The following is a 20,743-nucleotide window of genomic DNA, read 5'->3' on the forward strand; positions in this document are numbered from 1 at the left end:
AGCCAGATTATTGATTCGCGATGTGTCAGCAGCTGTTTATACTGCAAGCGACCACGCCGCACTCAGTTGCGCACAGATAAATTCCAATAATTCCTGCCTGCCCCGTTCTCGTCCGAGACCGGTCGCCGGCCTGCGTATGCCTGATCAAAGCGTCAAGACTACCGACAGAGACCTTGCGCATGCCACTCGCCTTGCTTGCACTCGCTGTTGCCGCTTTCGGCATCGGCACCACTGAATTCGTCATCATGGGCCTGCTGCCCGATGTCGCTCGCGACCTCGCGGTGAGCATTCCCCACGCTGGCCTGTTGATCACTGGCTACGCCCTGGGCGTAGTGTTCGGTGCGCCGATCCTGGCGATCGGCACCGCCAACATGCCGCGCAAGGCCACGTTGCTGGGCATGACGCTGATGTTCATCCTCGGCAACGTGCTGTGCGCACTGGCGCCGAACTACGCAACGCTGATGGCCGCGCGAGTGGTCACCGCGCTGTGCCACGGCGCGTTCTTCGGCATCGGTTCGGTGGTGGCCGCCGGGCTGGTCGCGCCGAACAAACGGGCGCAGGCGATTGCGATGATGTTCACCGGTCTGACCCTGGCCAACGTTCTCGGCGTACCGCTGGGCACTGCGCTCGGCCAGTACGCCGGCTGGCGCTCGACCTTCTGGGCGGTCTCGGTGATCGGTGTGATCGCCGCCCTCGCCCAATGGCTGTGGTTGCCGAAACACATCCCGATGGACAAGGCCAACCTCGCCAGCGAGTTCAAGGTGCTGGGCAAGGTCAACGTGTTGCTGGCGCTGGGCATGAGCGTGCTGGCGTCCACCAGTCTGTTCAGCGTGTTCACCTACATCGCGCCGATTCTGCAGGACATCACCGGCGTCAGCCCTCACGGCGTGACGGTGATGCTGCTGTTGTTCGGCGTCGGTCTGACCGGCGGCAGCATGCTCGGCGGGCGCCTGGCCGACAGCCGTCTGTTGCCGTCGCTGGTGGGTGTCGCACTGGCGGTGGTAGTGATTCTGGCGGCGTTCAGCCAGACCAGTCGCTCGGTGGTTCCGGCGGCGATCACGCTGGTGCTGTGGGGGATTTTTGCCTTCGCCCTGTGCCCGATCCTGCAACTGCTGATCATCGATCAGGCGCATGAAGCACCGAACCTCGGTTCGACCCTGAACCAGAGCGCGTTCAACCTCGGCAATGCCGCCGGTGCTTGGATTGGCGGGCTGGTGGTGGCCAGCGGCGCGGACCTGGCGGACTTGCCTTGGACGGGCGCGCTGGTGGGTGTGCTGACCGTGCTGACGGCGCTGTTTTTCATCTACCTGCAACGTCGGGGTGTCGCTGCGGTCAATGTGTCCGGCTGATTTTCCCGGGGGACACAATTGTGTCCCCACCCGGCGTCAGCCCATCCAACCCTTGCGTCCATGAACGGGCGCGCTGTCTTTCCACCCCCATCCAAAGGACCCCGGATGCTTGAACTCGTCGCCGCTTTCATCTGCCTCACCACCCTCCTCACCTTTGTGAATTTCCGCTTCATCGGCCTGCCTCCGACCATCGGCGTGATGGTTACCGCACTGATGTTTTCCCTGTTGCTGCAAGGCCTGAGCCTGCTCGGCTACCCCGGCCTCGAAGAGCGCGTGCAGCAATTGATCGGCCAGATCGACTTCGGCGATCTGCTGATGAACTGGATGCTCTCGTTCCTGCTGTTCGCCGGTGCGTTGCACGTGAACCTCAACGACCTGCGCAGCTACCGCTGGCCCATCGGCCTGCTGGCGACCTTCGGCGTACTGATCGCCACCGCCGTGATCGGCAGCCTCGCCTATTACATTTTTGCCCTGTTCGGCTGGCACGTGAGCTTCCTCTACTGCCTGTTGTTCGGCGCGCTGATTTCCCCGACCGACCCGATCGCGGTACTCGGCGTGCTGCGTACGGCCAATGCCTCGAAGCCGCTGAAGACCACCATCGTCGGCGAATCGCTGTTCAACGACGGCACCGCCGTGGTGGTGTTCACCGTGCTGCTGGGCATCGCGCAATTGGGCGAAACCCCGACCGTCGGCGCCACGGCCATGCTGTTTGCCCACGAAGCCATCGGCGGCGTGCTGTTCGGCGGGCTGATCGGTTATCTGGTGTACCTGATGATCAAAAGCATCGAGCAGCACCAGATCGAAGTCATGCTGACTTTGGCGCTGGTGATTGGCGGTTCAGCGATGGCCACCGAGCTGCACGTCTCGGCACCGATTGCGATGGTGGTCGCCGGTCTGATCATCGGTAACCTCGGTCGCAACCTGGCGATGAACGACATGACGCGCAAATACCTGGACGGTTTCTGGGAATTGCTCGACGACATGCTCAACGCGCTGCTGTTCGCGCTGATCGGGATGGAGCTGTTGCTGCTGCCGTTCAACTGGTTGCACGTGGCGGCAGCAAGTCTGCTGGCGCTGGCGATTCTGCTGTCGCGCCTGCTCACCGTGGCCCCGGCCATCGTCCTGTTGCGCCGCTGGCGCACCGTGCCGCGCGGCACTATCCGGATCCTTACCTGGGGTGGTTTGCGCGGCGGTGTTTCGGTGGCACTGGCACTGGCCCTGCCGCTGGGCCCGGAGCGCGATCTGCTGCTGAGCATCACCTACATCGTGGTGCTGTCATCGATCCTGTTGCAGGGCCTGACCATCGGCAAACTGGTCAAGCACGCAACGCGCGACGAGCCGGCAACCGCTGCCGAGCCCGCGCACCACTGATCATTTCTTGATCTGCTGCGGATCGGGCTTTTCGGCCTGATCCGCAGACTCTTTCGGAGCGCCGCTTTCACTGCGGATCTGCGCATGACTGATCAGGGCGAAGATGAAACTGCCGCCGATGATGTTGCCCGCCAGGGTCGGCCCGGCAAACACCGCCCAGAAATCACTCCACGGCAACTCGCCGGCAAACACCAGATACGACACCTCCGCCGACCCCACCACGATGTGAGTGAAATCGCCCAGTGCCATCAGATAGGTGATGAGGATGATGATCCACATCTTCGCGCTCTCCATGGACGGAATCATCCAGACCATGGTGGCGATCATCCAGCCGGAAACGATGCCCTTGGCAAACATCTGACTCGCGTGGTTCTCCATGACCTTGCGGCCGATTTCGAGGAAGGCCTCGTCAGTCTTGCTGTCGAAAATCGGCAGTTCGAGCATCACATAGGCCACCAGAATCGTCCCGCACAGGTTGCCGAACAGCACCACTGTCCAGAGCCGGATCAACCGACCGAAATTGGCCAGGGTCGGCTTGGTCATCACCGGCAGCACGGCAGTCAGGGTGTTTTCGGTAAACAGTTGCTGGCGGGCGAGGATCACCGCGAGAAAGCCTGCGCAGTAGCCGAAGCTGGCAATCACCTTGAATTCATCGCCCTCGGGCAGACGCGAGTTGAGCAGGCCCATGCCCATCAGCGACAGGCCCATGGTCAGCCCGGCCGCGAGCGCCGACCACCACAACGCGGCGATGCTGCGCTCCAGTTCCTGGTCGCCCTGTTTGCGGATGATTTCATGCAGAACCGCCGCGCGGGGCGGCTGGTTTTTCTCGACTTCGTGTTGTTCCTTGGCCGAGAGATCGGGGGTCTTGCCGTCTGTAGGTGTGGTCATGGCGGGAAACCGGTGGCGGGGTCATAAGGCTACGACACGCGCCGCTCGGCTTCCGTTCGCCGGTGTGACGCGATTACTCGGTAACGGGCACGTCATCCTTGAACTGGTCTTTGACATACCTGATCTCGGTTCGCCCGTGCGGCGCCGGCAAGCCGTCTTCGCCGAGGTTGACGAAGACCATTTTCTCGACGGTCAGGATGCTCTTGCGGGTGATCTTGTTGCGCACTTCGCAGGTCAGGGTGATCGAGGTGCGGCCGAACTCAGTGGCGGTGATGCCCAGCTCGATGATGTCGCCCTGGCGCGAGGCGCTGACGAAGTTGATTTCGGAAATGTACTTGGTCACCACGCGCTGGTTACCCAGTTGAACGATGGCGTAGATCGCCGCTTCTTCGTCGATCCAGCGCAGCAGGCTGCCGCCGAACAGAGTGCCGTTAGGGTTGAGGTCTTCGGGTTTTACCCACTTGCGGGTGTGGAAATTCATCTTCACTCCTGAGCGTCTTGCCGAATGATGGCGCCATCTTGGCAGACTGAGCGGTCATGCTCCATGAGGCTTCTACTATGGTCGCGATTGGCGATCTTCATCTGGCCGACAGAAACCCTTTGGAAGATCAGTCTAGACGGCTATAATCGCCCCCGTTTCAAAACGGTAACCTTCACTTGATACCGTTTTCCCGCCACCTGTCCGAGGGGCGCTGCAGCAGGTTCAACCTGTCAGGCTCGGATGGGGCGTTGACCGGCTCAGGCCGGACACTAAACGCACAACGGCGCCCATTCGCATACATTACGAATGGAGGCTCTTCATGAGCGCTGTTATCACGCCTGCAGATTTTAACGATTACAAAGTTGCCGACATGTCCCTGGCTGCCTGGGGCCGTCGCGAAACCATCATCGCCGAGTCGGAAATGCCGGCCCTGATGGGTCTGCGCCGCAAGTACGCTTCCGAGCAGCCGCTGAAAGGCGCAAAAATCCTCGGCTGCATCCACATGACCATTCAGACCGCCGTGCTGATCGAAACCCTGGTTGCCCTGGGTGCCGAAGTGCGCTGGTCGTCCTGCAACATCTTCTCGACTCAGGATCAGGCTGCTGCTTCCATCGCCGCTGCCGGCATCCCGGTTTTCGCCTGGAAAGGCGAGACTGAAGAAGAGTACGAGTGGTGCCTGGAGCAGACCATCCTGAAAGATGGCCAGCCATGGGACGCCAACATGATCCTCGACGACGGCGGCGACCTGACCGAGCTGCTGCACAAGAAATACCCACAGGTTCTGGACCGCGTCCACGGCGTGACCGAAGAAACCACCACCGGCGTGCACCGCCTGCTGGACATGCTGGCCAAAGGCGAGCTGAAAATCCCGGCCATCAACGTCAACGACTCGGTGACCAAGTCCAAGAACGACAACAAGTACGGCTGCCGTCACAGCCTGAACGACGCCATCAAGCGCGGCACCGACCACCTGCTGTCCGGCAAGCAAGCGCTGGTCATCGGTTACGGTGACGTGGGCAAGGGCTCGGCCCAGTCCCTGCGTCAGGAAGGCATGATCGTCAAGGTTTCCGAAGTTGACCCGATCTGCGCCATGCAAGCTTGCATGGACGGTTTCGAACTGGTTTCGCCGTTCATCGACGGTATCAATGATGGTACTGAAGCAAGCATCGACAAAGCGCTGCTGGGCAAGATCGACCTGATCGTGACCACCACCGGTAACGTCAACGTTTGCGACGCAAACATGCTCAAAGCCCTGAAGAAGCGCGCCGTTGTCTGCAACATCGGTCACTTCGACAACGAAATCGACACCGCTTTCATGCGCAAGAACTGGGCATGGGAAGAAGTGAAGCCACAGGTACACAAGATCCACCGTACCGGCCCGGGCGCTTTCGACGCTCAGAACGACGACTACCTGATCCTGCTGGCCGAAGGCCGCCTGGTGAATCTGGGCAACGCTACCGGTCACCCAAGCCGCATCATGGACGGTTCGTTCGCCAACCAGGTTCTGGCGCAGATCTTCCTGTTCGGCCAGAAGTACGCCGACCTGTCGCCAGCCCAGAAAGCCGAGCGTCTGACCGTTGAAGTACTGCCGAAGAAACTCGACGAAGAAGTGGCCCTGGAAATGGTCCGCGGCTTCGGCGGCGTGGTCACTCAACTGACCAAGCAACAGGCTGACTACATCGGCGTGACCGTCGAAGGCCCGTTCAAGCCGCACGCTTACCGCTACTAAGACAAGAGCAGCTGCGAGCTACAAGCTTCAAGCGGCAAGCAAGGTCAAAAGCCGGACTTGCCGTACGAAGCTTGAGAGCTCTGCCCCTATTTCAGAACAGTTTCAGGCAGCAGGTTTCACGCACGAGAGATCAGCGCACCTCCGCTTCTCTCGCAGCTTGTAGCTTGCCGCTCGTAACTGGAGGCTTCCTCCATGTCCCAAGAACGTCGCTACAGCTTCGAGTTCTTCCCGACCAAGACCGATGCTGGGCATGAAAAACTGCTCGCCACTGCCCGTCAGTTGGCCACCTACAACCCTGACTTCTTTTCCTGCACCTACGGCGCGGGCGGTTCGACCCGTGACCGCACGCTGAACACCGTTCTGCAGCTGGAAAGCGAAGTCAAAATCCCCGCCGCCCCGCACCTGTCGTGCGTCGGCGACAGCAAGGACGACCTGCGCGGCCTGCTGAACGATTACAAGGCTGCCGGCATCAAGCGCATCGTCGCCCTGCGCGGTGATCTGCCGTCCGGCATGGGCATGACCAGCGGCGAACTGCGTCACGCCAATGAACTGGTTGAATTCATTCGTGAGGAAACCGGCAATCATTTCCACATCGAAGTCGCCGCCTACCCGGAGATGCATCCGCAAGCGCGCAACTACGAAGACGATCTCGCCAACTTCGTGCGCAAGGCCCGTGCCGGCGCCGACAGCGCGATCACCCAGTACTTCTTCAACGCCGACAGCTACTTCTACTTTGTCGACCGGTTGCAGGCGCTGGGCGTGGACATTCCGGTCGTTCCGGGCATCATGCCAATCACCAACTACAGCAAACTCGCACGCTTCTCCGATGCCTGCGGTGCGGAAATCCCGCGCTGGATCCGCAAGCAACTGGAAGCCTACGGCGATGACAGCCAGAGCATTCAGCGCTTTGGTGAACAGGTCGTCAGCGAGATGTGCGAACGCCTGCTGCAAGGCGGCGCGCCTGGCCTGCACTTCTATTCCATGAACCAGGCGGAACCGAGCCTGGCGATCTGGAATAATCTGAAGTTGCCGCGCTAAACGATTCAAGACAGTAAAAAGTGCCCTCTTCAGAGGGCCTTTTTACATTTAAAAGTACCAATGGAATGTTGTCGTCAATGATCTGCGATTCTTCGAACCCACGCCCTCAACTCGTCTACCTGGTTTTTGGCTCTGAAACCTATCACCAGGAAGCCGTGTTCAGCATCGCGAGTGCCCTGGCCTGGCTTCGTGAATCACCAGATGTGACGATTGATATCCAGGTGTTCAGTGACAATCCGCAGCCTTACGAAAAACTCCCGGTACGAGTGCGTCCCCTCGATGCTGCCACCCGTCAGCGCTGGAGCGAACCTCACGGCTACCACTTCCGCACCAAACACGTTGCCTTGCGAACGGTGCTCGAAGAGTCCGAGACAGCCTTGCTGATCGACACCGACACTTTTTTTCATTGCTCGCCAGTCAAACTGTTCGAACGGGTGCAACCCGGCACGCTGCTGTGCAATGACTACTACTTGCAATACGGCACCAACAAGGAAAACCTGCTCTACAGCGCTCTGTCGAAAACCCTGCTGGAGAGAGGCCTGGCTGACGATCAAATGATGCTGCTCAACTCTGGCGTCATCGGCCTGCATCGCCAAGATGCGCAAGTGCTTGATCGCTCGATTGCGCTGATCGACGAGCTGTTCCCGCTCGCCCAAGGTGCCTACACCCTGGAAGAGTTCTGCCTGTCAGTGGCAGCCTATCGCACACTGGACATCAAGAAGTGTCCGGACCTGATTCATCACTACTGGAGCCGCAAGCAGCTGTTCAGGGCCAAGGTTCAGGCCTGGGTCGCCAAGCATGGCGACAACCCGACCTGTCAGGCTGCACTGGATGACACCCGTCTCGTTTCCGCGCGACTGCCACGTCCGCCACGTATGCAGCGCATGCTGTACAAAGTCATCACCCTGATGCTGCCCGCGCACCTTCGCCAGTTCATTCGCGAAATTCTCTACGGTTGCTATAAGCACCCCAACGAATTCGACCAGGCCTGCGCACCGGTGTGGTGGGAAAAGGCACTGAAAAACCAGCAGGAAAGGATTGGCAAGAAAGTTTGTCAGCATTTGCTGGAAGAATGGTTCAGCAGAAGACTGGTCAGACTGGTTCTGGGCTCGCGCTACACGACAATTCATCAGCACCTGCTCAATTCATCCGGCAAATAGCGGCATCGCATCGAAACTCTTCGCTTGCAGCGTTAAACATGCATGCCAGAGCTTCTCATCAGGCGATTCGCGTACTAACCTCAGGCCATGCCTGTCATTGTCCAGTTGCTGAGCGTTTTGCTGTTTACTTGCCTGAGCTTCGCTGCTCGGGGCGAGAAGTTGCGCATTGTCACCGAGCCATGGGCACCGTATGTCTATGAACAAGGCGGCAAGAATCTCGGGCTGGACTACGAAACCACCGCCATCGTATTCAAGCGCTTGGGCATCGAAGTCGAATGGCAGTTTTTGCCCTGGAAACGCTGCCTGTCGATGCTCGAAACCGGCCAGGCCGACGGCGCGCTGGACATCTTCCACAGCGACGAACGCGACGCCACCCTGCTCTACCCTAGCGAACCGCTGTCGGACGTCGAGTTCGTGATGTTCTACGCCAACGAGCGTCCGCACCCTTTTCACAGCCTTGAAGACCTCAAAGGCCTGACGGTCGGCACCTCGCCGGGCTATCTGTACAGCCCCGACTTTCGCGAATCGACGCTGTTCACCCGCGAGCCGGCCCCGACCCACGAAGCCAATTTCGGCAAACTGGTGCGCGGGCGCATCGACCTGCTGATCACTGATCGCCGCGTGGGTCAGCATTTGCTCGATGAACTGGGCATTCGCGACAAGATCACGGAAAACCCCACGGTCATCAGCCGCCAGAGCCAGTTTCTGGCCGTGCGGCGCAATGCCGGGATGGATTTGCTGGTGCAGCGCTTCGGCGCCGAACTCAAGCGTTTCAAGCGCGAACCGGCCTATACCGAGCTCAGCGCCCGCTACGGCGCGGCCCCCGCCCTGACGGCGCCACTGGGCAGTGCAACCGCCAGCGGCAAAACCGTTGAGCAGCAGGAAAGCGGCGCGCAGTGATTGCTCTGTTATACTCCGGCGTTCCCGCCAGGCTCACGCCCGGACGCCCGGAACCGTAACAGGCCTCCCGACCCGCTACAGCGCAGCTTTTCAGCCCGCGCGAGCGCTCCGGACGTGCCTTCGGAACCGCAGCAGGACCGGACGGGATTGCGTCCTCTTAAACGCCATTCGCGCCAGGCAAGACTCCCATTGGGCCAAGCCCTAACTGAAACAGGATTACTCATGTCCTTTGCTTCCCTCGGTCTCTCCGAGGCTTTGGTCCGCGCTATCGAAGATGCGGGCTATACCGAGCCTACTCCGGTGCAACAGCGGGCCATTCCCGCCGTGTTGCAAGGTCGCGACCTGATGGTTGCGGCACAGACAGGTACCGGTAAAACCGGCGGTTTCGCCCTTCCGATCCTGGAGCGGCTGTTCCCCAACGGCCACCCGGACAAATCCCAGCGTCACGGCCCGCGCCAACCGCGCGTGCTGGTCCTGACCCCGACCCGCGAACTCGCGGCCCAGGTTCACGACAGCTTCAAGATCTACGCCCGTGACCTGAAATTCGTCAGCGCCTGCATCTTCGGCGGCGTCGGCATGAACCCGCAGGTTCAGGCCATGTCCCGTGGCGTGGACGTCCTCGTTGCGTGCCCGGGTCGTCTGCTCGACCTGTGCGGCCAGGGCAGCGTCGATCTGTCCCACGTTGAAATCCTCGTGCTCGACGAAGCCGACCGCATGCTCGACATGGGCTTCGTTCACGACGTGAAGAAAGTCCTCGCGCGTCTGCCGGCCAAGCGTCAGAACCTGCTGTTTTCGGCGACCTTCTCCAAAGACATCACGGATCTTGCCGGCAAGCTGCTGCACAACCCGGAACGCATCGAAGTGACGCCGCCGAACACCACAGTCGAGCGCATCGAACAACGCGTATTCCGCCTGCCAGCCAGCCACAAGCGTGCGCTGCTGGCCCACCTGATCACCGCCGGCGCGTGGGAACAGGTGCTGGTGTTCACCCGCACCAAGCACGGCGCCAACCGTCTGGCCGAGTACCTGGACAAGCACGGCCTGCCGGCTGTAGCGATCCACGGTAACAAGAGCCAGAACGCCCGCACCAAAGCTCTGGCCGACTTCAAGGCCGGTGAAGTGCGCATCCTGGTTGCCACCGACATCGCGGCGCGCGGTCTGGACATCGACCAGTTGCCACACGTGGTCAACTTCGAACTGCCGAACGTCGATGAAGACTACGTGCACCGTATCGGCCGCACTGGCCGTGCCGGTCGTTCGGGCGAGGCGATCTCGCTGGTCGCACCGGACGAAGAAAAACTGCTGAAAAGCATCGAACGCATGACCAAGCAGAAAATCGCCGACGGCGACCTGATGGGCTTCGATGCCAGCACCATCGAGGCCGAGAAGCCCGAAGCCCGTGAGCGTCCGGACATGCGCAACCCGCGCAATGCCCGTGGCCCACGCGGCGACGGCCCGAATGGCGGCGGCGGTGGCGGCGGTCGTAAAGACAAAGGCAAAGACAAGGGCAAGGAAAAACCGGCCGGCGATCGTGGCGAGCCTCCAGCCCGTCAACAAAAGCCGCGTGAAGGCACCCCGGCCCGCGAACAGCGCCAGCCAAGCCAGCCGCCACGCGCCGCTGCTGACCGTGCTCCGGACGAATTCCTCGACGACGATATCGATAACTTCGGTAACCGCGTCGATTACGTGCCGAAGCAGGCTCCGGCCGGTGGTCGCAACCGTCGTCCAGGCGCTCCGGCGCAAGGCGCAGGTTCGGGCGCACCCCGCGGCGGTCAGTCGCAAGGTCGCCAGAACGGCCCGCGCAACAGCAACGGTTCGAGCACCGGCACCCCGCCAGGCAAGCGCAGCGGCCCACGCAACGGTGCACCGCGTGACGGCCAGGGTCGTCGCGACGAAAACCCGCGCAACCGCCGCCCGGCCCGTGACGATCAGCAACGCGCTGAACCGGCCGTGCAGAACCCGCGCAGCAGCGGGCCGAAGATCATGCACAAGGAATCGAAAGCCGACCGCTTCCCGACGCCTGAGCAGCTGGATCAACTGCCAAGCCGCCCACGCGGTGAAAAACCGGCCTTGCTGACCCGCAATCGCTGAGTTTTCCACCGCAATGAAAAATGCCCCGGCCTGAAAACCGGGGCATTTTTTTTGCAGGCCGCCGAGACGAGAATTACGGCGGGCAATAAAAAACGCCCCCGATCGCAAGACCGGGGGCGTTTTTGTGTGGCCGGCGAAAATTACTTCGCTTTCACACCTTCAAACGAAACGTACAGCTCGACCGCGTCGGACTTCGGGCCCAGGTCTTTCTGCTTGCCGAAATCGGAACGCTTGATGGTGGTGGTGCCTTCGAAGCCGGCACGGTAGCCACCCCATGGATCCTTGCCTTCGCCCAGGAAGGTCGCCTTCACGACCACTGGCTTGGTGACGCCCAGGATGGTCAGGTCGCCGGTCACGTCAGCGGTGTTGGCACCGGTGGACTTGACGCTGGTGGAGACGAAGGTCGCCTTGGCAAACTTGCTGGCGTTCAGGAAGTCAGCGCTGGCGATGTGCTTGTCGCGCTCGGCGTGGTTGGTGAACACGCTGGCGGTGTTCACGTTGAACTCGATCTTGCTGTCTTCAGGCTTGGCAGCGTCGAAGCTGAACTTGCCATCGATGTCCTTGAAGGTACCGGTGATGAAGCTGTAGCCCAGGTGGCTGATCTTGAAGTCGACGAAGGCGTGCTGGCCTTCTTTGTCAACCACGTAGTCAGCGGCCATCACGTTGGCGGACAGGACGGCAGAGCCGATTGCCAGAGCGGCCAGAGTCTTTTTCAACATGCTTTGTTTTCCTTTGGAGTCGAGGTTGAACATCAGGCTTTGCGTCCCAGCATTCGTGTCAGGGTCGCATCACGATCGATAAAGTGGTGCTTCAATGCTGCCAACGCATGAAGGCCGGAAAAAATTACCAGCGCCCATGCCAGCCAGAGATGAATCACACCGGCGGTATCTGCCTGATCCGGTAGTCCGGAAACCAGTGCAGGAACTTCAAACAGGCCAAACACCGGGATCCCGACACCGTCTGCGGTGGAAATCAGGTAACCGGCAATCATCACGGCGAACAGCGCAAGGTAGAGGAACCCATGGCCAAACTTCGCACCGATGCGGGTCATGCGGCTGTAGCTTTGCAACGTTGGCGGCGGTGGACTGACAAAGCGCCACAACACCCGCAACACCATCACACCCAGCAGCACCAGACCGATGCTCTTGTGCAGATCCGGCGCGTCTTTGCGCCAGGTGCTGTAGTAATCCAGCCCCACCATCCACAGACCCAGCGCGAACAGCCCGAAGACCACCAGCGCCACGCCCCAGTGCATGAAGATGCTGACCCAACCGTAGCGCGAAGAAGAGTTACGTAGCTGCATTGCCCAAATCCTGTGAGAACTGCGAACCAAGACTAGCGAGTTATCTATCGAATTAAAGCGGAAAATTTCGCTTTGAAATATCGAGAAATACGATCAAGAGTCTTGAACAGGGGAGTTAAGGAAAGATTAAAGACAAAAGTGTGGCGGGATGTTGTGAATCACGGGCAAAAAAAAGCGCGGCCTGAAAGCCGCGCTTTTTCATTTACCGCAAAGCCTTACTGCGCTTTGGTCTCGGTGGTTGCCGCCGGTTTAGCCGCTGGCTTCGCCGGTTCAGCTTTTTTCGCCGCTGGTTTGGCCGGAGCTTTTTTCGCTTCGGTCTTCGCCGCCGGTTTCTTCGCTGCTGGCTTGGCTGCCGCTTTCTTGGCTGGCTCGGCTTTTACCGGAACTGCTGGCTTCGGTGCTTCCACCGGGGCTGGCGCAGGAGCCGGGGTCGGTGCAGGCGCTGGGGCGGCTGGAGCAGGTGCCGGCTCTGGCGCTTTTACCGGTTCCGGTTTCTTATCGTCGTCCGAACCGCCGAACAGGTTGGTGAAGAAGTTGCCTTTCTTCGCCGCCACTGCCGCACCCGCTGCACCTGCCGCTGCGGCGGTGGCTGCTGCCGGGCCGACTTTGGCCGGTTCGAAGGATTTGCCCGCCGCCAGGTCTTCAACCTGACTGGCCGCGCGCTGACCGGTGCGCAGTGCGCCTTCCAGCGTGCCCGGGTACAAGGTGTCGGTGTGTTCGCCGGCAAACGCTACGCGCTGCAGCGGACGCTCCCACAGGCGCCAGAATTTGCTGATCTGGCCAGGGCCGAAGGCCAGGTAGGAACCACCGGTCGATGGATCGGTGCTGTAGCGACGGATTTCATAACCGGTGAACGAGCCACGGGCCTGTGGATAAAACGTGTGCAGACGAATCAGCACCTGATCGACCATCTGCTTGTCGCCGAAGGCCTGCATGACGCGGGCGTTGTCGCCGGACAGGTTGATCACCACGTTCGCGCCGCCCTTCAGAGCCGGCTCGATCCACAACATGCCCAGGCCGGTGTTGCTATAGATCTCGCCGGACATCCGCGCCTTGCTTTCCCATACCGGCGTCTTGAACTTCAGCATGATCTGGTCGCGCCAGCCGTAGTTGGTGCCTTTGATCGCGGCCAGGTGCTGGGCGTCCAGCGCCGGAGTCAGCTGGATCTTGTTGAGGGCGCGCAACGGCACCGCCAGCACAACGTAATCGGCCTGGTAGCCAACGCTGCCGACCTTGACGGTCACGCCGTCCTTGTCCTGGGTGATGGCAGATACTGGCGAGTTGGTCTTGATGGTTTTCAGCTGTTTGACGAAGGCCTGAGCCAGCACCGGGCTGCCACCGACCAGACGCGAAGCGCGCAGGTCACGGTCGGACACGCCGCGATACACCCGGCTCTGCTGTGCGAAGTACAGCAGCGACAGGCGCGAAGGCTCGTCGTAGTGGGTGCGGATGTCCTGGTTGATCAGCTGACGTGCGGTGGCCGGCAGGTTCTGCTTGTCGAGCCAGCTCGAGACGTTGATCTGGTCCAGAGCGTGCAGGGTGTTGGTCGCCGCCGGGTTCTGCGGATCGTCGATCGAGCGCGCCAGATCGTCACGGGTTTTCTCGTAGCGCTTGAGCGCTTCGGCCGTGGCAGGCTGTTTGGCGGTCAGGTCGGCGGCGGAAAAATACTCGCCGTCGATCAGGTAACCCGGAGTCCGTACGAATTCAGGCGCCGGCGTGGTGTTCAGCTTGAAGGTCGATACGTATTTGTTCAGCACCGGTTGAGTCTTGTCGTTGCCGATCCACTCGCTGGTGGCCATGCCCGAGCGACCGCCCAGGCTCGGTTTGGCTTCGAGCAGCGTGACCTGCCAGCCCTTGTTCTGCAGTTCGTAAGCCGCCGTCAGGCCCGACAGGCCGCCGCCGATCACGATTGCGGTTTTATCCTTGGCCAGCGCCGTAACGCTAAACAGCCCCAACACCACTAGCGCACAGGCGCGCAGCCAACCGACAGACATTCAGCGAACTCCGGATAAACACGTAGGAAAATGCAGTTTTGCGGGTCAGACGACCCAAAGAACCGCGAAGAATACGTCAGCCATCAAAACGCCGCCAGCGACGTCTATCGGCCCATACAAAGTAGCTCAATCGACACAATGGGTTGTCCCGGCGCGACGCATTGCATAGGCTTGCGCGATTGTTTGCCCGCGCCTGACGCGAGCCGCCTCGAGGAGACTGAACATGGGCTTGAACAACCAGTGGATGCAACGCGATCTCGCGGTGCTGTGGCATCCCTGCACCCAGATGAAAGACCACGAACAGCTGCCGCTGATTCCGATCAAGCGCGGTGAAGGCGTCTGGCTGGAAGACTTCGAAGGCAAGCGTTATCTGGATGCGGTCAGCTCCTGGTGGGTCAACGTGTTCGGCCACGCCAACCCGCGCATCAACCAGCGCATCAAGGATCAGGTCGATCAGCTGGAACACGTGATTCTGGCCGGTTTCAGCCATCAGCCAGTGATCGAGCTGTCCGAGCGTCTGGTGAAGATGACGCCGGAAGGCCTGAACCGGGTGTTCTACGCCGATAACGGTTCGTCCTGCATCGAAGTCGCGCTGAAAATGAGCTTTCACTACTGGCTCAACCGCGGCCAGCCGAACAAGAAGCGCTTCGTGACCCTGACCAACAGCTATCACGGCGAAACCATGGCGGCGATGGCGGTCGGTGACGTGCCGTTGTTCACCGAAACCTACAAAGCCCTGCTGATGGACACCATCAAGGTGCCGAGCCCGGATTGTTACCTGCGCCCGCAGGGCATGAGCTGGGAAGAGCATTCGCGCAACATGTTCGCGGCCATGGAACAGACGCTGGCCGAGAACCACGACAGCGTCGCTGCCGTGATCGTCGAGCCGCTGATCCAGGGCGCCGGCGGCATGCGCATGTACCACCCGGTCTATCTCAAGCTTTTGCGCGAAGCCTGCGACCGTTACGGCGTGCATCTGATTCACGACGAAATCGCCGTCGGCTTCGGCCGCACCGGGACGATGTTCGCCTGCGAGCAGGCCGGCATCCGCCCGGACTTCCTGTGCCTGTCGAAAGCCCTGACCGGCGGTTATCTGCCGTTGGCGGCGTGCCTGACCACCGACGAGGTGTACAGCGCCTTCTACGACGATTACCCGACCCTGCGTGCCTTCCTGCATTCGCACAGCTACACCGGCAACCCGCTGGCCTGTGCGGCGGCATTGGCGACCCTGGATATTTTCGAGCAGGACAACGTGATCGAGAACAACCGGGCGCTGGCCCAGCGCATGGCGTCGGCGACAGCGCATCTGGTGGATCATCCGAATGTTTCGGAAGTGCGTCAGACCGGCATGGTCCTGGCGATCGAGATGGTCAAGGACAAAGCCACGAAAGAGGCTTATCCGTGGCAGGAACGTCGCGGTCTGAAGGTGTTCCAGCATGCGCTGGAGCGTGGCGCGTTGCTGCGTCCGCTGGGCAGCGTGGTGTATTTCCTGCCGCCGTACGTGATCACCCCGGAGCAGATCGACTTCCTCGCCGAAGTCGCCAGCGAAGGCATCGACATCGCCACCCGTGACAGCGTCAGTGTGGCGGTGCCGAAGGATTTCCATCCCGGGTTCCGTGATCCGGGCTGATCTAACTTACTTGAGTTGAAGGCTCGTTCCCACGTCGAGGCGTCGAACCGTTTGCGTGGGAATGCCTCACCGGACGCTCTGCGTCCGCTCTTGGGACGCAGAGCGTCCCGAGCTGCATTCCCACGCGGAGCGTGGGAACGATCTAATCAGAGAGACCCGAAATGAGACTGTCCCGCTTCTTTATCGACGCCCCGCTCAGCACCGGCGAACACGAACTGCCGGAAGCCCAGGCGCATTACATCAGCCGCGTGCTGCGCATGACCGAGGGCGATGCGGTGCAGATGTTCGACGGCTCCGGCCACGAGTTTCGCGGATCGCTGGTGGAAGTCGGCAAGAAACGCGTGGTGGTGCAAATCGACGAGCAGTTCGCCGGTCAGGTCGAATCACCGCTGCAAATCCACCTCGGCCAGGGCCTGTCCCGGGGCGAGCGGATGGACTGGGCAATCCAGAAAGCCACCGAGCTGGGCGTGACTGAAATCACCCCGATCTTCAGCGAGCGCTGCGAAGTCCGCCTCAAGGACGAACGCGCCGACAAACGCCTGCTGCACTGGCGTCAGGTGGCGATCAGCGCTTGCGAGCAATGCGGTCGTTCGCGAGTACCGGTGATTCATCCACCACTGTTGCTGGCCGACTGGCTGAAACAGACGCAAGCCGAACTGAAACTGGTGCTGCACCCGGTGGCCGAGCCGCTGGTCAGCCATGCCAAACCATCGACCCTGGCGTTCCTGATCGGCCCCGAAGGCGGCCTGTCCGACACCGAAGTCGAGCAAGCCAAGGCCAACGGTTTCCACGCCGCCCGCCTCGGCCCGCGCGTGCTGCGCACCGAGACTGCGCCGGTTGTGGCGCTGGCGGTGGCGCAGCAACTGTGGGGTGATTTCTAACCCGTCACTGCACCGGATCACTGGTTGGTCTGGCAATGATTGCCTTGAGTTCGCTGGTCATCGGGAACTCAAGGTTCAGGCCCTTCGGCGGGATCGGCTGTTCGAACCACTTGCGGTAGATCCCGTTGATCTCCCCCGAGCTGTACAGGTCGGCCAGCACACCGTTGACCAGCGCGAGAAATTGCGGATCATCCTTGCGCACCATGCAGCTGTAGATTTCCCGCGACTGCTCCTCCCCCACCACGACCCAGTTGTGCGGATCGCGCGCCTTGGCCCGTTCGCCGTAAAGCAGCGCATCGTCCATGTAGAACGCCGCCGCGCGTCCCGATTGCAGCATCTGGAACGCCTCGCCGTGATCCTTGGCGCTAATCACGAACATTTTCAGTTTGTGGTCGAGGTTGTAGCTCTTCAGATAACGCTCGTTAGTGGTGCCGGCGGTGGTCACCACGTTCTTGCCGCGCAGGTCGTCGAAGCTGTGGATGCCGCTGTCCCTGGCGGTCAGCAGCTGCCCTTTGACGTAGATGAAACCGTAGGAAAACGCGACCTGTTTCTGCCGTTCGGCGGTCACTCCGGTGGAGCCGCATTCAAGGTCGACCGTGCCGTTCTGCACCAGCGGAATCCGCGTCTGCGACGTCACCAGGTTGTACTTCACCTTCAGCTCCGGCAACGCCAGTTGCTGCTGGATGCGCTCGACGATCTTGTCCGCCAGTTCCACCGAATACCCCATCGGCTGACCGGTGTGATCGCCCACATACGAGAACGGCACCGACGCATCGCGATAACCCAGGGTGATGCTGTTGGTGCTGGCGATCTTGCCGAGCGTACCGGTCAGCGGCACTTCATTGGCCTGCGCCTGAGCGCCGAAAACCAGCGCCAGAGTGCAGCCGAGCAACGTGATTTTTTGCATTGTTATTCTCCGTTGTGGGTGGGGTGTTTTAGCAGAAACCGTCACGCCGCACGGGGATTGAACCCGTGCAGATCAATGGATGTGCGCTGCTGGCCGATCAGTTCGCTGAGCAACTGCCCGCTGCCGCAGGCCAGGGTGAAACCCAGCGCGCCGTGGCCGAGGTTGAGCCACAGATTGCGATACGCCGTGGCGCCCAGCAGCGGAACGCCGGTGGGGGTGGCCGGGCGCATGCCGGCCCACTCCACGGCCGCGTCGTAGTTGCCGGCGTCGGGAAAGGTGTCGCGCGCCTGACGTTTGATCAGCGCCAGCCGCTCAGGATCCACCGCCGGGTCGAAACCGACGATGTCGACCATCGCCGCTACGCGCAGTTGTTCGCCGATACGCGCGTAGACGATCTTGCGGTCGTAGTCGGTGATGCTCACGTCCGGTGCTCGATGCTCGTCGCCGATCGGCACGGTCAGGCTGTAGCCCTTCAGCGGGTACAACGGCAGGCGCAGGCCGGGAAGCGCCAGCAACGGGCTGCGATGGCCGGCGGCGATCACCAGCTGTTCGACCGGCAGGGTTTCGTCACCAAGCTCAATCGCCGTGACGACGCCGTGGCTGTGAAGAATGCCGGTGACTGCCTGACCGAGGTGAAACTCGCAGCGACCCGACGCCTTCAATCGCGCCGCCAACTGTTGGCAGAATCCGTGACAGTCGCCGACTTCTTCATCCGGCGTGTAGATCGCGCCCACAAACGGCGCATCGGCCAGTGCCGGTTCCAGCAGCGCACATTCGGCGGCGGACAACACCTGCTGTTGCTGCGGATCGGCGAGGCCTTTGCGTGCATGCTCGAAGCTGGCGGCGTTGCGAAAGGTCACCAGTTTGCCGTTGCGCCGCCAGTTGAAACCGACCAGCCCGTCGTCCTCGCGCCAGCGTTTCAGGGTGCTCTGGCTGAACAACGCCAGACGCAACAGATGCGCGGCGTTTTCGCGGTTGACCGAGGTGCGGCATGCGGCGAGAAACGAGGCCATCCAGCGCCACTGCGCCGGGTCCAGGCGCGGCCGCAGCTTCAGCGGTGAGTCGCCGCGCAGCATCCAGCCGATTGCCTGCAACGGTACGCCGGCATCGGCCAGCGGCGCGACGTAGCGATAGGACAACTGGCCGCCGTTGGCAAAACTGGTTTCGCTGCCCAGCGCCTGCCGCGCCTCGACCACTGTCACTTCGAAACCGTCGCGCACCAGCGCCCAGGCCGTTGCCAACCCGATCACGCCACCGCCGATGATGCACACACGCTGAGCCATGTCCGTCCTTAATCGTTCTTGAAGACGAGGCCGAGGTTAGGGTGAGGTGACAGGCGCCGAACAATGAATAAAGATGCCAGGCCTATAAACAAAGGTTATGGGATCATCATGCGCCTTCGTCATATCGAGATTTTCCAGGCCATTCGCCAGACCGGCTCGGTCAGTGCCGCTGCGCAGCTGCTGCATGTCTCGCAACCGGCGGTGACCAAGGTGCTACAGCACGCCGAGCAGCAACTGGGCTTTCCGTTGTTTCTGCGGGTGCGCGGCAAGTTGCAGGCAACCCCGGAAGCGCTGGAGCTGGAGCGCGAAGTCGATAAGGTCACCGAAAGCCTGCAAGGCGTGCGGCGTCTGGCCCAGAGCCTGCGCCGCGAACCCGGCCACAGCCTGCGGATCGGCGCGACCCCGGCGCTGGCGCTGTCGTTGCTGCCGCCGGCGATCCAGCAGTGGACCGCGCAATTCCCGGACATCGCCTGCGAACTGTCGAGCGCCCACAGCCGCGAGTTGATGCAGAACCTGCTGATGCGCGAAGTGGACGTGGCGCTGACGTTGCAGTTGCCGGACCATCCGGGGCTGAAGGCCCAGGCGTTGGCCTCGGGAGTTCTGGTGGCATTGGCACCGAGAGGTTATTGGCCGGAGGAAGATGCCGGTCAGCCGTTGCCGCTGATGGCGTTGGCGGGAGCGCCGCTGATCGGGCTGTCCAGCGCCGACCCGCTGGCCGCCCGCCTCGATAGTTATCTCGAAGCGGTCGAGCCACCGCCGCGTGTGCGGATTGCCGTGCAGACGTATTCGCTGGCGCGGGCGATGGTGGAGTCCGGCGCCGGGGTCGCGGTGATCGATCCGTTCACCGCGCTGGGTGCCTCATCGGCCACCACCACTATCCGCCCTCTCGCCCCGCCGCTGCCGATCACGCTGTACGCGGTGACTCGCGCCACCGAACCACCGCCACATACGCTGAATGATTTGCTGCAGATCTTCAGTCAGCGCGCCGGCGAACAACTCGGTCGGCTGATGGGCGCTTAAAGGACGTAAAACAGAATCGCCACAAAATGCAGCAGGCTCCCGGCGATCACGAACAGATGCCAGATCCCGTGGGCATGTCGCAACCGGTGATCAAGGGCAAAAAAGATGATCCCCACGGTGTACAGCACACCGCCCGAGGCCAGCCAGGCAAACCCCGCCGTCCCGAGCGCTGCTATCAGCGGCTTTACCGCCACCAGCACGATCCAGCCCATCACCGCGTAGATCACGATCGACAGGATCCGCGCCTCCGAGCGCGGCTTGATCTCTTGCAGAATGCCTATCAGCGCCAGCCCCCAGACAATCCCGAACAACGTCCAGCCCCACGGCCCGCGCAAAGTCACCAGGCAGAACGGCGTGTAACTGCCGGCGATCAGCAAGTAGATCGAAAAGTGATCGACCTTCATCATGATCGCTTTCTTGCGCCCGCGCACGCTGTGGTAAACGGTGGACGCGCTGTAGAGCACCAGCAAGGTGAAGGCGTAAATCGCCACGCTGACGATCTTCCACGGGCTGCCGTCGAGGCTGGCGATCACCAGCATCCAGACGCCTCCGACAAACGCCGCTACCGCACCGACCAGATGCGTCCAGGCGTTCAGTTTTTCTCCGTGATACATGTGTCGCACACCTCGATTTCGTTACCGCAACACGCAAGGCTCGGGCCTTGAGCGTAAAAGCGCAATGTTTCCGTTCAACGCGGGCCTGCGTCTGTCCTGATATT

18 protein-coding genes and 1 riboswitch are annotated in these 20,743 nt (G+C 61.4%); of the genes, 10 read left to right on the forward strand and 8 right to left on the reverse strand.

What is annotated here, in order from left to right; genetic code table 11:
- Positions 1 to 179 precede the first annotated feature (179 nt).
- Entirely contained in the window at positions 180 to 1,349 is a 1,170-nt protein-coding gene (locus tag EIY71_RS17885) for an MFS transporter (RefSeq protein ID WP_007959692.1), read from the forward strand.
- A gap of 105 nt (positions 1,350 to 1,454) precedes the next feature.
- Positions 1,455 to 2,720, forward strand: a complete 1,266-nt coding sequence (locus EIY71_RS17890; protein ID WP_085667394.1) for a sodium:proton antiporter — start codon at positions 1,455 to 1,457, stop codon at positions 2,718 to 2,720.
- Here EIY71_RS17890 and EIY71_RS17895 read toward each other — a convergent pair whose 3' ends face one another.
- The gene (locus EIY71_RS17895) at positions 2,721 to 3,608 is read right to left on the reverse strand and encodes a formate/nitrite transporter family protein (RefSeq protein ID WP_102685756.1); all 888 of its coding nucleotides are present in this window, start codon (positions 3,606 to 3,608) and stop codon (positions 2,721 to 2,723) included.
- A 73-nt stretch (positions 3,609 to 3,681) separates the two neighbouring features.
- Positions 3,682 to 4,089 carry an acyl-CoA thioesterase gene (locus EIY71_RS17900; protein ID WP_011336338.1) on the reverse strand — a complete coding sequence of 136 codons (408 nt, stop codon included), beginning with the start codon at positions 4,087 to 4,089 and terminating at the stop codon, positions 3,682 to 3,684.
- A gap of 197 nt (positions 4,090 to 4,286) precedes the next feature.
- Positions 4,287 to 4,385, forward strand: a riboswitch (S-adenosyl-L-homocysteine riboswitch).
- A 23-nt stretch (positions 4,386 to 4,408) separates the two neighbouring features.
- On the opposite strand from EIY71_RS17900, the gene ahcY reads away from it, so the two are divergent.
- From ahcY to EIY71_RS17925, 5 genes are all read left to right on the forward strand, one after another.
- Positions 4,409 to 5,818, forward strand: coding sequence for an adenosylhomocysteinase (gene ahcY, locus EIY71_RS17905; protein ID WP_007961892.1), 1,410 nt, complete (start codon positions 4,409 to 4,411; stop codon positions 5,816 to 5,818).
- 192 nt (positions 5,819 to 6,010) lie between these two features.
- Positions 6,011 to 6,856, forward strand: coding sequence for a methylenetetrahydrofolate reductase [NAD(P)H] (metF, locus tag EIY71_RS17910; protein ID WP_134022555.1), 846 nt, complete (start codon positions 6,011 to 6,013; stop codon positions 6,854 to 6,856).
- Positions 6,857 to 6,933: 77 nt separating this feature from the next.
- Positions 6,934 to 8,016, forward strand: coding sequence for a hypothetical protein (locus EIY71_RS17915; protein WP_085746669.1), 1,083 nt, complete (start codon positions 6,934 to 6,936; stop codon positions 8,014 to 8,016).
- 87 nt (positions 8,017 to 8,103) lie between these two features.
- Entirely contained in the window at positions 8,104 to 8,916 is an 813-nt protein-coding gene (locus EIY71_RS17920; RefSeq protein ID WP_134022557.1) for an ABC transporter substrate-binding protein, read from the forward strand.
- A gap of 222 nt (positions 8,917 to 9,138) precedes the next feature.
- Complete coding sequence (locus tag EIY71_RS17925; protein WP_134022558.1) at positions 9,139 to 11,007, forward strand: DEAD/DEAH box helicase; 1,869 nt, start codon at positions 9,139 to 9,141, stop codon at positions 11,005 to 11,007.
- Positions 11,008 to 11,147: 140 nt separating this feature from the next.
- Here the strand turns inward: EIY71_RS17925 and EIY71_RS17930 are convergent, their stop codons facing one another.
- The 3 genes from EIY71_RS17930 to EIY71_RS17940 all read right to left on the reverse strand — a co-directional run bounded on the left by EIY71_RS17930 (position 11,148) and on the right by EIY71_RS17940 (position 14,304).
- Positions 11,148 to 11,726 carry a YceI family protein gene (locus EIY71_RS17930; protein WP_045121911.1) on the reverse strand — a complete coding sequence of 193 codons (579 nt, stop codon included), beginning with the start codon at positions 11,724 to 11,726 and terminating at the stop codon, positions 11,148 to 11,150.
- 32 nt (positions 11,727 to 11,758) lie between these two features.
- Complete coding sequence (locus EIY71_RS17935) at positions 11,759 to 12,310, reverse strand: cytochrome b (RefSeq protein ID WP_007959675.1); 552 nt, start codon at positions 12,308 to 12,310, stop codon at positions 11,759 to 11,761.
- A 215-nt stretch (positions 12,311 to 12,525) separates the two neighbouring features.
- Positions 12,526 to 14,304, reverse strand: a complete 1,779-nt coding sequence (locus EIY71_RS17940; protein WP_085746672.1) for a flavin monoamine oxidase family protein — start codon at positions 14,302 to 14,304, stop codon at positions 12,526 to 12,528.
- 223 nt (positions 14,305 to 14,527) lie between these two features.
- Here EIY71_RS17940 and EIY71_RS17945 point away from each other — a divergent pair, with 223 nt between their 5' ends.
- Together EIY71_RS17945 and EIY71_RS17950 are read left to right on the forward strand one after the other, a co-directional pair.
- Positions 14,528 to 15,934 (forward strand): adenosylmethionine--8-amino-7-oxononanoate transaminase, encoded by a 1,407-nt coding sequence (locus tag EIY71_RS17945; protein WP_007953301.1) that lies wholly within the window; start codon positions 14,528 to 14,530, stop codon positions 15,932 to 15,934.
- 161 nt (positions 15,935 to 16,095) lie between these two features.
- Positions 16,096 to 16,815, forward strand: coding sequence for a 16S rRNA (uracil(1498)-N(3))-methyltransferase (locus EIY71_RS17950; protein ID WP_085746674.1), 720 nt, complete (start codon positions 16,096 to 16,098; stop codon positions 16,813 to 16,815).
- Between the two features lie 4 nt (positions 16,816 to 16,819).
- Here the strand turns inward: EIY71_RS17950 and EIY71_RS17955 are convergent, their stop codons facing one another.
- The gene (locus EIY71_RS17955) at positions 16,820 to 17,722 is read right to left on the reverse strand and encodes a transporter substrate-binding domain-containing protein (RefSeq protein ID WP_085746675.1); all 903 of its coding nucleotides are present in this window, start codon (positions 17,720 to 17,722) and stop codon (positions 16,820 to 16,822) included.
- Between the two features lie 41 nt (positions 17,723 to 17,763).
- The gene (locus tag EIY71_RS17960; RefSeq protein WP_134022560.1) at positions 17,764 to 19,005 is read right to left on the reverse strand and encodes a D-amino acid dehydrogenase; all 1,242 of its coding nucleotides are present in this window, start codon (positions 19,003 to 19,005) and stop codon (positions 17,764 to 17,766) included.
- A 108-nt stretch (positions 19,006 to 19,113) separates the two neighbouring features.
- Between EIY71_RS17960 and EIY71_RS17965 the strand changes: the two genes are divergently transcribed.
- The gene (locus tag EIY71_RS17965; RefSeq protein WP_134022562.1) at positions 19,114 to 20,025 is read left to right on the forward strand and encodes a LysR family transcriptional regulator; all 912 of its coding nucleotides are present in this window, start codon (positions 19,114 to 19,116) and stop codon (positions 20,023 to 20,025) included.
- Here the strand turns inward: EIY71_RS17965 and EIY71_RS17970 are convergent.
- Complete coding sequence (locus EIY71_RS17970; protein ID WP_085746678.1) at positions 20,022 to 20,639, reverse strand: hemolysin III family protein; 618 nt, start codon at positions 20,637 to 20,639, stop codon at positions 20,022 to 20,024. The genes EIY71_RS17965 and EIY71_RS17970 overlap by 4 nt on opposite strands.
- Between the last annotated feature and the right edge of the window lie 104 nt (positions 20,640 to 20,743).

Origin of the sequence: Pseudomonas sp. CH235 (assembly GCF_004368175.1) — a bacterium.
In the GTDB taxonomy this organism is placed as follows: domain Bacteria; phylum Pseudomonadota; class Gammaproteobacteria; order Pseudomonadales; family Pseudomonadaceae; genus Aquipseudomonas; species Aquipseudomonas paraglycinae.

What these genes read in the sequence shown, in the direction of transcription:
- EIY71_RS17885 (WP_007959692.1), top strand. Translation starts at nt 180, where the DNA reads ATGCCACTCGCCTTGCTTGCACTCGCTGTTGCCGCTTTCGGCATCGGC.
- EIY71_RS17890 (WP_085667394.1), top strand. Translation starts at nt 1,455, where the DNA reads ATGCTTGAACTCGTCGCCGCTTTCATCTGCCTCACCACCCTCCTCACC.
- EIY71_RS17895 (WP_102685756.1), bottom strand. Translation starts at nt 3,608, where the DNA reads ATGACCACACCTACAGACGGCAAGACCCCCGATCTCTCGGCCAAGGAA.
- EIY71_RS17900 (WP_011336338.1), bottom strand. Translation starts at nt 4,089, where the DNA reads ATGAATTTCCACACCCGCAAGTGGGTAAAACCCGAAGACCTCAACCCT.
- ahcY (WP_007961892.1), top strand. Translation starts at nt 4,409, where the DNA reads ATGAGCGCTGTTATCACGCCTGCAGATTTTAACGATTACAAAGTTGCC.
- metF (WP_134022555.1), top strand. Translation starts at nt 6,011, where the DNA reads ATGTCCCAAGAACGTCGCTACAGCTTCGAGTTCTTCCCGACCAAGACC.
- EIY71_RS17915 (WP_085746669.1), top strand. Translation starts at nt 6,934, where the DNA reads ATGATCTGCGATTCTTCGAACCCACGCCCTCAACTCGTCTACCTGGTT.
- EIY71_RS17920 (WP_134022557.1), top strand. Translation starts at nt 8,104, where the DNA reads ATGCCTGTCATTGTCCAGTTGCTGAGCGTTTTGCTGTTTACTTGCCTG.
- EIY71_RS17925 (WP_134022558.1), top strand. Translation starts at nt 9,139, where the DNA reads ATGTCCTTTGCTTCCCTCGGTCTCTCCGAGGCTTTGGTCCGCGCTATC.
- EIY71_RS17930 (WP_045121911.1), bottom strand. Translation starts at nt 11,726, where the DNA reads ATGTTGAAAAAGACTCTGGCCGCTCTGGCAATCGGCTCTGCCGTCCTG.
- EIY71_RS17935 (WP_007959675.1), bottom strand. Translation starts at nt 12,310, where the DNA reads ATGCAGCTACGTAACTCTTCTTCGCGCTACGGTTGGGTCAGCATCTTC.
- EIY71_RS17940 (WP_085746672.1), bottom strand. Translation starts at nt 14,304, where the DNA reads ATGTCTGTCGGTTGGCTGCGCGCCTGTGCGCTAGTGGTGTTGGGGCTG.
- EIY71_RS17945 (WP_007953301.1), top strand. Translation starts at nt 14,528, where the DNA reads ATGGGCTTGAACAACCAGTGGATGCAACGCGATCTCGCGGTGCTGTGG.
- EIY71_RS17950 (WP_085746674.1), top strand. Translation starts at nt 16,096, where the DNA reads ATGAGACTGTCCCGCTTCTTTATCGACGCCCCGCTCAGCACCGGCGAA.
- EIY71_RS17955 (WP_085746675.1), bottom strand. Translation starts at nt 17,722, where the DNA reads ATGCAAAAAATCACGTTGCTCGGCTGCACTCTGGCGCTGGTTTTCGGC.
- EIY71_RS17960 (WP_134022560.1), bottom strand. Translation starts at nt 19,005, where the DNA reads ATGGCTCAGCGTGTGTGCATCATCGGCGGTGGCGTGATCGGGTTGGCA.
- EIY71_RS17965 (WP_134022562.1), top strand. Translation starts at nt 19,114, where the DNA reads ATGCGCCTTCGTCATATCGAGATTTTCCAGGCCATTCGCCAGACCGGC.
- EIY71_RS17970 (WP_085746678.1), bottom strand. Translation starts at nt 20,639, where the DNA reads ATGTATCACGGAGAAAAACTGAACGCCTGGACGCATCTGGTCGGTGCG.